The sequence below is a fragment of the Marinobacterium iners DSM 11526 genome (assembly GCF_900107855.1).
Taxonomy (GTDB): Bacteria; Pseudomonadota; Gammaproteobacteria; order Pseudomonadales; family Balneatricaceae; genus Marinobacterium; species Marinobacterium iners.
This window is the reverse complement of sequence record NZ_FNRJ01000010.1, coordinates 1-13,564: the sequence shown is the minus strand read 5'-3', so window position 1 is coordinate 13,564 and position 13,564 is coordinate 1. Positions and strand designations below refer to the sequence as shown.

Annotated in this window: 18 protein-coding genes and 1 pseudogene; 1 reads left to right on the top strand and 18 read right to left on the bottom strand. The window is 45.0% G+C overall.

The annotated features are described in order from the left end of the window. Positions 1–24: 24 nt before the first annotated feature. Both BLV48_RS11425 and BLV48_RS11420 read right to left on the bottom strand, forming a co-directional pair. Positions 25–657 carry a LysE family translocator gene (locus tag BLV48_RS11425; protein ID WP_091826922.1) on the bottom strand — a complete coding sequence of 211 codons (633 nt, stop codon included), beginning with the start codon at positions 655–657 and terminating at the stop codon, positions 25–27. A gap of 24 nt (positions 658–681) precedes the next feature. Then, on the bottom strand, positions 682–2,331 hold the full coding sequence (locus BLV48_RS11420; protein WP_091826921.1) for an ABC-F family ATP-binding cassette domain-containing protein: 1,650 nt from the start codon (positions 2,329–2,331) through the stop codon (positions 682–684). Between the two features lie 235 nt (positions 2,332–2,566). Here BLV48_RS11420 and BLV48_RS19590 point away from each other — a divergent pair, with 235 nt between their 5' ends. Further along, complete coding sequence (locus BLV48_RS19590; protein WP_139253914.1) at positions 2,567–2,896, top strand: midcut-by-XrtH protein; 330 nt, start codon at positions 2,567–2,569, stop codon at positions 2,894–2,896. 366 nt (positions 2,897–3,262) lie between these two features. Here BLV48_RS19590 and BLV48_RS11415 read toward each other — a convergent pair whose 3' ends face one another. From BLV48_RS11415 to BLV48_RS19210, 16 genes and pseudogenes are all read right to left on the bottom strand, one after another. Continuing rightward, positions 3,263–3,742, bottom strand: a complete 480-nt coding sequence (locus BLV48_RS11415; protein ID WP_139253911.1) for a hypothetical protein — start codon at positions 3,740–3,742, stop codon at positions 3,263–3,265. A gap of 178 nt (positions 3,743–3,920) precedes the next feature. Next, complete coding sequence (locus BLV48_RS11410) at positions 3,921–4,277, bottom strand: hypothetical protein (protein WP_091826919.1); 357 nt, start codon at positions 4,275–4,277, stop codon at positions 3,921–3,923. 94 nt (positions 4,278–4,371) lie between these two features. Continuing rightward, the gene (locus BLV48_RS11405) at positions 4,372–4,989 is read right to left on the bottom strand and encodes a hypothetical protein (protein WP_091826918.1); all 618 of its coding nucleotides are present in this window, start codon (positions 4,987–4,989) and stop codon (positions 4,372–4,374) included. A 148-nt stretch (positions 4,990–5,137) separates the two neighbouring features. After that, a complete protein-coding gene (locus BLV48_RS11400) occupies positions 5,138–5,920 on the bottom strand; it encodes a class I SAM-dependent methyltransferase (RefSeq protein WP_254775025.1) in 783 nt (260 codons plus the stop codon). A gap of 651 nt (positions 5,921–6,571) precedes the next feature. Continuing rightward, on the bottom strand, positions 6,572–6,868 hold the full coding sequence (locus BLV48_RS11395) for a hypothetical protein (RefSeq protein WP_091826916.1): 297 nt from the start codon (positions 6,866–6,868) through the stop codon (positions 6,572–6,574). A gap of 64 nt (positions 6,869–6,932) precedes the next feature. Then, positions 6,933–7,412: a DUF3916 domain-containing protein gene (locus BLV48_RS11390; protein ID WP_175527651.1), complete on the bottom strand. Its 480-nt coding sequence runs from the start codon at positions 7,410–7,412 to the stop codon at positions 6,933–6,935. A gap of 92 nt (positions 7,413–7,504) precedes the next feature. Beyond that, positions 7,505–7,786: a hypothetical protein gene (locus BLV48_RS11385; RefSeq protein ID WP_091826914.1), complete on the bottom strand. Its 282-nt coding sequence runs from the start codon at positions 7,784–7,786 to the stop codon at positions 7,505–7,507. Between the two features lie 130 nt (positions 7,787–7,916). Next, on the bottom strand, positions 7,917–8,282 hold the full coding sequence (locus BLV48_RS11380) for a hypothetical protein (protein ID WP_091826913.1): 366 nt from the start codon (positions 8,280–8,282) through the stop codon (positions 7,917–7,919). Between the two features lie 100 nt (positions 8,283–8,382). Next, the gene (locus BLV48_RS11375) at positions 8,383–8,856 is read right to left on the bottom strand and encodes a L,D-transpeptidase family protein (protein ID WP_091826912.1); all 474 of its coding nucleotides are present in this window, start codon (positions 8,854–8,856) and stop codon (positions 8,383–8,385) included. A 95-nt stretch (positions 8,857–8,951) separates the two neighbouring features. Then, on the bottom strand, positions 8,952–9,383 hold the full coding sequence (locus tag BLV48_RS11370) for an acetyltransferase (protein ID WP_091826911.1): 432 nt from the start codon (positions 9,381–9,383) through the stop codon (positions 8,952–8,954). 101 nt (positions 9,384–9,484) lie between these two features. Beyond that, positions 9,485–10,030 (bottom strand): PIN domain-containing protein, encoded by a 546-nt coding sequence (locus BLV48_RS11365; RefSeq protein ID WP_091826910.1) that lies wholly within the window; start codon positions 10,028–10,030, stop codon positions 9,485–9,487. 92 nt (positions 10,031–10,122) lie between these two features. Then, entirely contained in the window at positions 10,123–10,680 is a 558-nt protein-coding gene (locus tag BLV48_RS11360) for a potassium channel family protein (protein WP_091826909.1), read from the bottom strand. Positions 10,681–10,767: 87 nt separating this feature from the next. After that, complete coding sequence (locus tag BLV48_RS11355) at positions 10,768–11,253, bottom strand: hypothetical protein (RefSeq protein WP_091826908.1); 486 nt, start codon at positions 11,251–11,253, stop codon at positions 10,768–10,770. Positions 11,254–11,358: 105 nt separating this feature from the next. Then, the gene (locus tag BLV48_RS11350; protein WP_091826907.1) at positions 11,359–11,727 is read right to left on the bottom strand and encodes a hypothetical protein; all 369 of its coding nucleotides are present in this window, start codon (positions 11,725–11,727) and stop codon (positions 11,359–11,361) included. A 77-nt stretch (positions 11,728–11,804) separates the two neighbouring features. Beyond that, positions 11,805–12,716, bottom strand: a complete 912-nt coding sequence (locus BLV48_RS11345; RefSeq protein ID WP_091826906.1) for a restriction endonuclease — start codon at positions 12,714–12,716, stop codon at positions 11,805–11,807. A 569-nt stretch (positions 12,717–13,285) separates the two neighbouring features. Further along, positions 13,286–13,564, bottom strand: a pseudogene (locus BLV48_RS19210) (IS91 family transposase); the annotation flags it as partial.

Below are 13,564 nucleotides of genomic sequence, written 5' to 3'. Positions count from 1 at the left end.
CCTAAAAATACGCAGCACAGGCTGTCATACTGCTCTATGTGATGTGCAGGCCAATGCGATACCAGAGGCAACGAACGCTCCCCCCAGAACCTTCCCCAGGTAATTGTGTCGTGACTCCAAATACCTTTTCTGAGTTGTATGAATTGCATACGCATACCCAAGTATGCAGCAGAACGACAAGAGCATGAAGGTACCGACAAGAATACTGAATTGGAAAAGCACAGGCTGGTCATGCGCTATGAACTGGGGAAACAGAGCCGTTGTAAATGCGATGGCTTTGGGGTTACTCAGCGCAACAGCCAGTCCACTTGAGTACAGCTTCATGCGACTGGCATTTTGCAATGTTACAGAGCCCGAGCTTTTGACCGTTGCGAACCCGTTTCGCCAAAGCTTGATTCCCAAGTAGATGAGATAGATTGCACCAACAAATTTAACAACCGAGAACAAGAGCGCCGATCCGAGGATAATTGCGCTGAGACCGGCAACAGACATCGCCGACATGATGAATAAACCGGTTATATTTCCCAGTATCGTGAAAACCGAGCGCTTCACCCCATAGGCAAGACTGTGTGAAGTCGCAAGCAGGATGGCCGGGCCTGGGGTAATGGTTGCGATAAACGCAATCGACAAAAATAGCAGTATGTTCGAAATATCCATGGTGCTTACCTTATTTGGCGTAACCTAATGCACGATCTCAGATGGGTGAAGGCCAGACAATGACGGGCACTGCAAACGCCAACCATGCTCAGTCGCACACACGTGATCCGTCAGCTCAATGTTTTTCAAAAAAACATCATCATGCGACACAACCACCAGAGCGCCTTTATATCCCCGCAGCATGATTTCCAATGCTTGTACTGACATCAAATCAAGGTGGTTAGTTGGCTCATCCAGTAACAGTAGCTGCGGTGGCGAGTCAGCATAAAGTACACAGGCAAGTGCTCCTTTGAGACGCTCACCACCGCTGAGCAACCCACTGGGTGTCGTGATTTTGTGCGCTTCAAGCCCTACTTGAGCCAAGCGCATACGCAGATCACTCTCCGTCGCTGTGGGATTGGCGATCTGAAGCTGTTCCAGCACAGTTTTCTCTGAATCAAGTTGCTCCAGCCGTTGATCGAGATATGCATACTCAGGTGTCACAAGGCATGTCCCAGACACGGGCACAGCCTTACCGGCAAGCACTCGCAGCAACGTGGATTTGCCACAACCATTCGGGCCAATGATACCGATACGCTGCTGCCCGCCTATGGTCAAGCTTATTGTGCGGGTATCCCCTTCCAAATGCGGCAATATCACATTATCCAGCTCAGCCACACAGCGTTTTGCAATCCGCGTCACGGGGATCGCATGCAGGGTTACGTGCGATTCATCTTCAACATGATTAGCCGCTTCCCGTACACGTTGATCAAGTCGCGCTCGAGTAATGGCCTGTTTCTGGCGTAGCGAACCTGATGACACCTCACTGCGCTCTTTTTGCCGATCCAGCAGTATTTTAGCCTGGTTCGACTCTTTTCCTTGCCGGTTGCCACGTGCCTGCCGTTGTTCCTGACGCAGGCTGTGCTTCCGCATTACTCGTTCCTGACGTTGCCGTTCAAGCTTGCATTCATCAAGTGTTTGCTGGGCGCTCTGTCGTTCATGCGCACGGGTTTCGACGTAAAATGAATAGTTGCCTCCATAGCTGCGCAGCCCCTGGGGGGACAACTCCACGATACGTTCCATCGACTCCAACAACTGCCTGTCGTGGCTCACCACGATCAGCCCTCGCGACCAACGCTGCAGTTGCTCGATTAACGCCTGCCGATTTGGACGATCAAGATGGTTGCTCGGTTCATCCAGAATCAAGAAATCCGCATCCGACAGCATGGCCCCAATCAGAGAAACGCGCATTTCCTCACCGCCGCTTAGCATGTCGACCGGTGTATCGGCATGCAAGTAGCCCAAATGATTGCGTTCAAGCTCATTCTGGAGCCTCTTGCACAGATCCCAGTGATCGCCCAGCGCTTCGAAATCTTCCGCGGCTATACTGCCTGACTCAATTCGACACAGTGCGTCCAGTCGGTGCCTGACTCCTGCCAAGTCGGCCACTGTAGACCCCCTTGAAAAACCCACGTGTTGCGCCAGGTAATGCACGCTACCGGCACACCGACAATAACCGGTACCGGGCTCCAGCAATCCGGCCAGTAACTTTGCCAGCACAGTTTTACCAATACCGTTGCGCCCCACCAGTCCTGTTGGGCGCAAATCAAATTGTTCATTCAGAGCGGAGAAAAGGGTCCTGCCGTCCGGCAGAACGAAAGACATGTCTTTCACTACGAGATTAATATTCGTCATGCTGTATTCCAAAGATGCCAAGAACTCCCCCTGCTCTCAGGGGCTGATGGAGACTGGCCGTCACAACAACGGCGGCATCAATGGCGCATTGGACAAACACCTCATATTGGAATAAACAGGCTATATATTGTACAACACCGAAGAAAATGAACAATAACGCAGTCGAGCTTACTGGCTCAGGGGGTATGCTGGTTAACTTTCTGCGTCAGTCTAAACACAAAAAAACCTATCAAATATCCTAGCAGGCCACAGGAGGGCTGCTCATGCGATTCCGATTCCCTCGCTGCTGCTGTTACCACTTGGAATCATCCTTGCGATTGTTGGCTTGCGCCAACTGAGTCGCAACCGCGCACAACAAATTCTCGGGCTGTTACTAACAGTGGGGGGTACCGTAACCGCGGTATCCAGCGGCGTATACGTTCAAGAAACAACGGCAAGCCCTGCAACGACAGAATTGTCCGCGCAACAGGGAGGCAGCGTAGCAGTGCCAACCGGGCCACAGGATTATCGCAACACCAGTGGTATTACGCTGGAAATACGCTCTGTTAATGCACCGGAGACCTAGGTACGCCGGCAGCCAGCTTGAGCCAGTGGAGGGGGGCGGTGATGCAAGCGTATCGGCAGACCTTATACCCAACACTTCCAGCCCGTTTGCCAGAGGTACAATTACCGTCTACTCAGACGGCTCATTCGATCTTGTGAACCCTGCAGTGCCTGGCACATACACATTCGATTATCATACAGAACAGTATAGGCAGCAGTACAGGCACAGTAGCGGTGGAGGTCCTCAGCCCATAAGTTAAACCCGAAGATTGGGCATGACCATAAGTATTAACTTCTTGGTCATGCCCTGTCTGCGTGCTTCGCAGTTATCCTTGCCGTTCAGCGACGGATAAGTGCCTATTGAGACCCCGATTGGCCGAGATTACCATTACTGGATGGCGCTCACCTGAGACTCGTACTCTTCAAGAATCTCACAGGCCTTGCCAAGGTTCGTCGTGGAATACTGCCCGATTTGAACATCCATAACCCGGAATTGATCAACATCCTCACGTGTGATCCGCTGCTCCTGAAAGGCGCGAGTTACCGCTTGCATCGCTTCACCATAGCGAGTCCAAAGCGAACCTTGGTCGCACTCCGCATTCTTGTGCACCTGAACGACACCGGCCGAATTCCCGCCATAGGCTTCAATCAGTCCCTCGTATCCCTGACAGATGGTCGGATCGACCGCCGTAGATGCCTGTATCGACTCAGGGCTGGGTATCTCGCCCATCATCACATTCAATGGCGTGGACTCATCCACCATCTGAGTCAACTTTCCGTGTAGACTCTCGGGAATAGGCTTTCCAGCCGCTTGCAGCTTTACTATCTCCAGATTCAGCTCTTGCATGACATTGTTAAACCGGAGCATGCTATCCTGGGCCTGTTTATAGCTACACTCTGTTGCACCTGCTCCACCATCCCCCGCAAAGACAGGAACAGAAAGAACTCCAGCCACACAAAAACAAGAAATGGTGTTTGCAATGGTTGAACCAATTTTCATACGTTAGTCCTTTAAAAATTCTGGGTAGCGCCGTTACTATTAATTCTTACGCGTGGTATGCACAGCCTTCAATTAAAACCTGTCCAGCACGCTCCTTAAAACCGTAGATCAGAAGCCCTGGCTCTTTTCGCTTTTCCAGTTCAACCTTCCACAGCACAATCACATGATCTGGATTTCTATGTATAGCCACCAAATCTGCTATTGTGTGCTTTCCATATATATCATAATTTTCTTCAATCTGCCGCTTAAAATCTTCTTCAGGGAAAGTATCCGAGGGGCTTTCCTCGTAGAAATAGCGTATAAAATCATTATAGTTCTTTTCATTCCATGCGTTCTCGGTATGCTCAGCCAACGGCTTTACAATATCGAGTATTTCTTTGTCACTAAGATCCCTGGAATCCATACTGTTCTCCATAATATATAATTTAAATACAGCCCTATATGAAAATATTTTTGATTATATGCGTTATCGACTTTTTGAATTATTAGGCATATTGTTACCCATTATACACATATAAAACAATGTTTTCTCTTGGGCTTATAACAATTAAACCAATACGCCCATAGGCATAGTAACTACCTTCACTATTGATGATATCGGTTGCTTGCCTCAAAACATCTTCATCAATATTTATACAAAAACCATATCTGCAAATATAATCATAAACGTCAAGCCGCCCTCCTTCATCATATTTCCAATACTTTTCCTCTTTTACAGGCGTTTCACTCCATGAGTCGTATATCCCACGCCACCGCCTATTTTTCTGGTTTTCATTTGCAGGTAGAGTTTCAAAATAATCAATACCACGCTCTTTGATTTGATTAGATATTTTTTCAGATAGTGGATAAACCCTTATACCTGCCTCATTACCACCTGGGCCAAAACCCCAAGATTCCTCCTTACTATAAGCAATAGAGCTAACCTGAAGAGCATCCGGAACAACACTTAATTTGAAGTTTCTCTCATATATTTTCAAGGCCACAATAAGGCTTGTGATAAGAGTAAAAAATAAAAAGAAGAAATAAGAGCGTGGCAATTTATTAAAGGCATAAACGACTAGAGCCAATATCGCAAGTAACGCTACAAACACGGTTAAAAGCATGATATATATCATAGTATTCCTGATATCGCCATCACATAACCGTGGCCATTTATAAGATCAAAAAATTCACCCGGCTCATCATATATTATGTGAGGGATTATTCTACCCCATAATCCAAAGACGAATGCCCACTTTTATAATCAACCCAATATAACAGTTGTTAGGCGACTTTTCGCCCAGTTATGCTGTAGACAATTGGAATATCATTTCCCTTGTGGCTGAGGTAAAAACGACCCGGTTCACGCTCAATCATACCCTCGAAACAGTTGTATGGACTGAACGGATACTCGCTTACACGCTCAATTTGAATGCCAACATTAATCAATGCGTTAATAACGCTAGACATTGGATGTGCCCAAGTCGCAAGCTTGACTATCGCATCTGAGCCATTTTCTGTGTACGTACCTTCTTCATCCACATCAGGTTGCACTTGGGTGAAATACGAATATCCTGACAAAAGGTCATAGATAGGATGAAATTCCGCAATATAAAAGCAACCACCAACTGCAAGATTTGAAGAGACAATCTCAGCCCATCGGCTTAAATCTGGTAGCCAGCAAAGTGCGCCGTATGAAGTAAACACGATATCGTATGGGGCTAAGTCTGAGCGTTTGAAAGAATAAACATCTGTACATACGAACTCTGCATTCAACTTGAGTTCCTGAGCCAGGTTCTGGGCTTTCTGAATGGCAACCGGCGATATGTCAACGCCCGTGCAAATTGCTCCCTTGCGAGCCCACGACAGCGTGTCCATGCCAAAGTGACACTGCAGATGCAGCAAAGATTTGCCGTTCACGTCCCCAAGCTCTGACAACTCGATTTCACGAAGAGAGGTTGCACCTGCCAGAAAGCCCGGCAGGTCATAGAAACTAGAACCGAAATGAACTACTGCACGCCTATCCCAACCTGCGCGGTTCATCTCTAAGTAATCAAATTCCTGCACTTTCCTCTCCCAAATCGCTTGTTCTACCCACAGAAAGTAGACATTTTGGTTATGCGTATTGACTCATACTCTGCCAGAATCAAATAGACCAGACCACAAGCTTAACATCTTAGGCCGTGAACTCATTCGTGTACTACTGTGTTTTCTTGTGCTTATTGTACGCTGGTATTTTTTACCTCGTCTGAATTTGATCGAGGTGTCCACTGAACCGGGGGAACTGTACAGCACAGTTGATGCAGCTGGTTAGGTGCATACGTAACCTCTCAATATATTCGCAGATATTATGACCGCCACAATTAATAAAAACGCTGTTTTTGGGTAGGCTGCCGACGCCATACAAGGTGCTGCGAAGGGATAGATCAGTAGCACAAATAATGACCTTAAACTCATAGCGGATATTTCTTTATGCATAAAATCTATACCCGATGAAAATGTTAACCGAATTTCTTTCGACATTCTATTGCTTGGTAGAAAACCCTCAAAAGCACCCCATATTGGATAGAAAACGAATACTAATAGAAACAAGCAAACAAATATAATCGGAGCTATCGATATACATTCCATAAACACACCTAACACCATATTTTTATGCAAAGGAGGCAGCGCAGCTACCAAAGCCCCATTAGCACTGAGTGTCGTGAGAGAAGTGACCTACCAAGTGCCAAATATAATTCCACCAAAATCCGCCAATATTACTCCCCCTGCCATCCATGGTATGGTGCGTTTAAAGTTTGAGTTAAAAAATTGAAGCTTATCGAAGCCTTCAATACCTTTTTTATTATTAGGAAGCAGCAAAATCGTCATATTCCACAAAAACCAACAAGTAGCCGAAAGACCAATAAAAAATCCTACCCCCGGAAAAATCAAGGAATTTATTGTTGCGAGTGTGCCCACCAAAAACAGTAGGAATATTATAACTCTCAACATGTAAAAAAATATGTAGCTCATACACTTAACACCAAGCACACCGGAACCACGTCAGTGACTCCGATACTGTGATTTGTTAACCGTTCTAGAAAGCATAGAATGACCACCACTCCCCCTCGTAAGTGGTGACTTCGCCTTCCCATTCGTCTTTTATCTGGTATAGATAGCCTGACTGAATGAATGGAGACGGTACTTCTAGGCTTAACAATTTTGAGAGCTTCCTATCGGGGATGGGACTTAAAGACTGCCATTCACTATTCCTGTCAAAAAACGAATCAAAATACTCTCTGTCAAAAAATATACAAATCTCACTACTAAACATGTCTGGGTAGGTTATTAAGGCTGAAACGACCGCTTGGTCATATTCTTTTGGCCTTGCCTCAAATAAGTGTTTGGCTGCTCTAAGTATTGCCTGCGCACAGTGCGACTGTATCTCATCACTTGTCGTCGGAGGCTCCACTAACCTATCCAAGACGGGCAGTTTCCAATTCCAATACCTCTCTTGTGAGTACTCGGAGGGAAAATAGCCATCAAAAGAGTCCGCCCATTTATCCAGGGCTCTCATTCGCCTTTCTACACCACGTACTTTTGCTTTTGGGCGCTTGACACTGATTCTTCGCATGATGTTTTTTCAGTTAAAATCCTATTTATGAGATTTTAATAAGAATATGGCGACCATTTTTTAGGGCCTTTACCTTTTATTGCAACATACGACATCGGCCAAAATAGCCAGCCTATGAAGAGCATATCTAATAGATTACCTAAAGATATTTCGTCTTTCCAAGACCCATGCAAGATTTCATAGAATGATTCAGTAAATATAATTAAGCATCCAAGCGTCATTACTACTGCACCTATTCTCAGAAAAACATTAACTCTTTTTTCTGTGCTAAATATCTTTTCAATATCCTTGATATATATTTCTTCAAAATTTTTCATCACTATTCCTCTTATCATAAATCCATTTTTCAGCGGCGCCTATGGTGCGCAGCCTAACGGGCGTCCGGCGGCCGCGAACGGCTGTGTCTTGTTATGATGGGATGACACACCGCCTAGCCTTATGGGATGCCTAGACGAGTTCAAAAAATTCGCCGACAGAAAACAGCGTCATCACCCCATGAAAACCAAACACTAAGAAGATACCAGCAGCATACACACGCCACGCATACTGCCCGATACCGTCATTGTGGTTACCTGCAGCAACCCAAAGCCGAACTGCACTATAAGGAAGCCAAAAGTATAGTACTGCAACTATTGGGATCATCATGAACGCTGGTAAAACCCAAATTGCGACCTCTGGCGGCACGACATTGGCGTAGCGGACCAACAATTTTGGTATGACAAAAGCCGCCAACACCAACCAAATGAACAGATACACCGAATACAGCAAGTGCTCAATGAAAAATATATGAACAGGCTTCCTTGTCACATTCATAGAAAATCACTCATAACGCCGTAGTTAAAGGGCCGAAAAAGCGTAGCTTTTGAAGCCCCAGTGAGCAAAGCGAACGATTTTCAACGCTTTGTTATCTGCATTACCACTTAATTTCAATTTTTGTACCGACATTAACCAGCTCCATGAACTCATCTATTTCATCGTTCGTCAGTGCAATACACCCATTCGTCCAATTGAAGCGCTGAGAAATTGGAGAAATCCAGCCTAGCCAGTTACGCTGACCATGAACCATGATAAACCCACCTGGAGAAACGCCTAATTCCTCAGCATGCGCTATATCCTGTTGATTTGGATAGTTTATGTGCATTGCTCTATAGAATGATGAATCTTCCTTTTTGTAGTCTAAGGTGTATTCACCCTCCGGCGTCCGTTCATCACCCTCTTGTTCCTTGGGCCCCTTAGGATTAGCGCCAAGTGCAACATGGTATTCCTTTACTATTTTACCGCCGGACAGCAGATACATTTTCCTCTCAGACTTATCGACCCGCACTAGATCAACATCTGCATTAGCTTGGAATGAAATCAACGCGAGAAGTATCAGTAAATATTTCATAGCATATAACGCCGTACACAGGGGCCGGAAAAAAAACGCAGCGTTTTAGCGGCCCCTGCGACCAATGGGAGCGACTGCTGTGCCTTGTTAAATTTTTATAGCGCCATATGCAACAGTGGATATGGCTTACCCTGACCATCAACTGGTGAGCGACCTATCACTTTAAAGCCAATATGTTGGTAAAAACCCAGCGCCTTCTCATTTTGCTCATTTACATCGACCTTTGATGCTCCTTGCTCTTTGATAGCATGGGCCGCCAACATAGCACCAATGCCTTTTCCGCGTGCATCAGGTGAGATGAACAACATCTCAATATTACCGTCATGCACCCCACAGAATCCCTGAATTTCACCGTTACTGTTTTTAGCGCACCTTAAATCAACTGCGTCAAAATACTGCTCCAGAATTAACGGCTTTAACTCCTGTAGATCATCTTCAGCCAGAAAGTCATGCGTTGCCCTGACCGACGCTTCCCAGACTTCTATCAGCTTAAGATGATCTGCTTTTTCTACGATCTCAATATTCATCACTAAATCCGATGGAAAATTTAACGCTGCGTTAACGGGCCGGAAAAACGCGCAGCGTTTTGGAGGTCCAGGCCAGCTTGCTGGCCGAAGTTGAACGCTTGTTAGCATTTGTATTCAACGTCATCTCCGACAATCTGAATTATTTTTTCGTTAACTAATTGATTAAAATTGTTTTTTATTGCCACTTCGTTACCCTTGATACCCATATGTGCCGCAATATGATTTCGAAGGCTGGTAACCTTCTTCGGGCGTTTGTCTTTAGGGGTAGATGTCAAAAATGTTATCAGCTTATTTTTGGCGCTCGGATCTGATGCCGCTTTGACCTGCTTGCATGATCTGCCATTCACTTTGACATGGGCAATAAGTGGGGAAAAACCGTTGTCGTTGCTGATAATATCAAAGCTGACACCCGATGGGGCTTCGCTGTCATACTTCCCGAGGTAGTAGGAAAGGTGGAAATCTAAATTGTTTGATTGAGTGGCTTTAAGTTGGACTAACACTAGATTAATTGGCGTGTCGTATTTTTTCTCACCGAGATCTATTTTTGGCTGCTTCGCCCCAAGGAATAAAACGACTTTGCTATAAGCTGAAAGATCAACTTTGCTAAGACACCCGATGTTTTCGTAGTCGATAAATGCCCACTTCACTGTGTGACCTCCTTGGTAATGCTAACGCTTGGCTTTGCGGCGCACCGGAGCGCCAGCGTAGGTGCGTCCGACAACAGCCACTTGTTAAATTTTCAGTGGTCCTGACTCGACTTAGACAGGAACAACCCTATTACGATTGCAAACATGAACATACCAACCAGGGTCTGACCAGTTGCCAGCATTTTCGTCAGATCTGAAGCTGGGTATATATCTCCATATCCAAGCGTTGTCATAGTTACAAAGCTATAGTAGATGCTATCTACCCGGCTTAACCCCTCCACCGAAAATGCGCCCCATGACCAATAGACGTAAGCCATAGAGAACCCGATTTCCAAGTAGTGACCCAGAGCGAAAAATAACGATCTACCGGAATCTCTGAGTCCCCGCTTCTCAGCAGGAAACACGATTTTCAAAAGGTAAATCAAGGAGCCTATCTGAATAAATGCTACAAGAAAGCCAAGGAACAGATTCACCGGCAGCAATAGAGCTGCAACAATCGAGAAAATAAACCTCGAAACCAGGTAAATTTCTGCCCAAACATAGAACTCCACCCTGTCTGCGGTAGCCCATGCGCCAAATTTCGGCAACAGAGTATTCGGGGTGAGTGACGCCAAAACCGAAATGGCTTTCTTAGACTTCTCGTAGAGCATGGATCTTGGTACTCAATTTAACGCCTGCAATAAACGGCGCGAGGAACGAGCGTCCGGCGACCGTAGGGAGCGAATTTAATTGCATTGTTAGGCTTCTGCAAACCCAGCATCCGTGAGCTTGAATGCGTCACCACCTGACTGGACTTCCACCCAACCTTGAGCAGCGGCATACTCCATTCCCGACTGAAAATCCTCTGAGGCCAATCCACGAGAATGCCAAACCGCATTGAAGTTGTTGATGCGCAGGACATGTCCAGGCCGTGAGTTGAAGTTGCCCACGAATATTCCTAGTATTTCACGAGCAGTTTCTTCGGGTGTTGGTAGTGTCGCCATTTTGGAGTACCCCGTGTCAGTTAGCTTATATGAATCGCCGGACGGCATTGCCTCCACCCAATTTTGAGAAACGGCATATTCCATCCCCACATTAAAGTCCTCTGATGTGAGTCCACGAGAATGCCAAATTGAGGTGAAGTTATTGATTCTCAGGACATGACCCGGGCGGGAGTTAAAGTGCTCCACAAATATTTCTAGGATTACATGTGCTGTGTCTTCTTTTGATGGCACCGTCGCCATTTGCATCTCCTTGAGTTGAAAGCCTAACGCTCACATAAAAGGCGGAGCGTCAGCGACGTCCAGCGAAACGCAGTGGAGCGATTTTTGATGTGATTGTTATATTTTTTAGCACCCATCTAGGCGCCTCTCCACGTTTAAATATTTTGAATGCTCTGTGGCTTGTAACGTAATTATAGCGTTTTCAATGACACAGAAAGTACCAGCTACGGGCAACCTGCAAACATGCTCAGTGCAGACCCCACCATAATTTTTTACAAACTCTACAACACCTTCAAAACCCGAACTCGACATATATTTTTCGTTAAGCAGGATTTCTAAATTGTTGTAATTGAGACTCCCGTCTGGCTTAGTTAAAAGGTCTATTGCTATTTGTTTTCGATTATCAATTGCTATCGAAAAGTATATAGCTACAGCCAAGCTAATTATTACAGTTACTCCGATAGAGCCTAGAATGACAATCCTTCTCCTTTGCACATTACCTCCGTGAAATATAACGTCATTATAAATTGACGAAAGAAGCGTAGCTTATTGAGGTCAATTTCATAATTTTGTTAGCTTATTTTATTTTTACATGTAATCGCATTAATATAAATAAAGCCTTTAGTTTGCGCTGCCTTAACCTTCTTGTCCAACATATCTGAAAACGTCTGTAGCCCTTCTAAAACCATCATCAAGTCTTCACCATCAACAAAGATCGTTTTAATGGCTTTTCCATAAACCAATGATGATACAACGTTTTCACTAAATCCATTAACAGAAATAAAAATACCACGACCGTATAGTTTACCTTCAACCTTTCCCGCAAATTGATAAACTGGTTCATTCGATGACGCTTTATCCTGCCATTTGGCTTCAACTAAATAATGTTCACCTTCAAATTTAACAGCACCATCTATTTGTTCGCCATTGACCCTGTATGGCTCGGTTATTTCAAGTTTGGATATTTTTCCTAATTCTTGCAGTATTTCTTCTAGTTCATATCCCCTTCTGTTTGGAGATGCAGCACCTTGTAGTAACTCAATAAAACGATTTTTAAGATCAGTTAGGGTTTTCTTCGGGTTTTTCGCCTCAGCTTCCTTTGCCTCACGAGCCTTCTTTTCTTCTCTTAGCTTGTGATCTCTTATTTCTTGAAGTTGCTTTAAATGTGTAATGGAGCGTTCCGCTTCGCCACGATTAAGCTTGCCGAGTCTTTCGAAGTAATACGGATCAAACTGCGACCAATTTGTAAGTGCTTGCAGCATAGCCCTGAAAGGCCCAAGCCCTCCATCCGACTTCGAAGATAGATGCGCAAACATATTATCAACAAGCTTAGAACGATGACTTTCTTGCGTGGAGCCAATGGCGGTAATATCAGCCTTCGTACAGCCGTTATCTGAGAAGAACTGTACAATATCCTTTTTTGGCCAAAGTAGCTTAAGAATACAGTCTCGCATCGCGCCTTTTATGTCTGATGGAAAGCTCATTATTTCCTTCTCTTACCGCTAACATTTGTTTTGCAGCTACGGTATATCACTAATTTCCTAAGACCTGATATGCTGTTGGAACTGCTATCAGTACGACACACGTTAATTTCCACCTGTTTTCGAAATTATGATCAATAGTCCAAGATAGAAAACCGTGGATTACTTTTATTGGTACGTTTAAGAAGTAAAGAATTACTCCTAATATAAAAACCACGAGATTAGCCAGAAAAGCATAGCTCAGAATAAAATAGGATGATAGTAGATCTTTATCCATCAATAGAATATAGGCAACATACACTCCACTACAAATATTTATCGCCGCAGATAGTGAAATAAATATATTTTTATATTCAGATATCTTATTTTTTATTCGTTGAAAGATAATTGAAACATTTAAAACAATATTCCGTGCTTTTTCTGAGCCCCACGCTACAAGACTAAGACATCCAGCCAATGCGGGCAAAACAAGTAGTAAATCCTTCATATGATCGCTTTCAACCCAGTTAAGACTGCTAACGTTTAGTTAACGTGCCGCTGAAAGCGCAAAAAAATATACGCTGGCACAGAGTTCATGATGAGTCACCGATATTCCCCCTTTCAAGGTCACGTTCAACGCCTTGTTGGACATAGCCGCCCCCTACCAACACACCGTCCCTCTTTATAAGGGAAATTCCTTTTACAGCCTTGCGACAACGTCGTCTCAGCAACTCAGCGTGCGCACCACAGGCCTTACAACACAACAACACCTGCTCCATGGGCTCAGCATCTCGAACCTTCATCCGCGCCAGATTACCGTGCTGCGCCAACATCCGTTGGTGCCGCTTCCTGGCTGCCGGGGCGTATAGCCC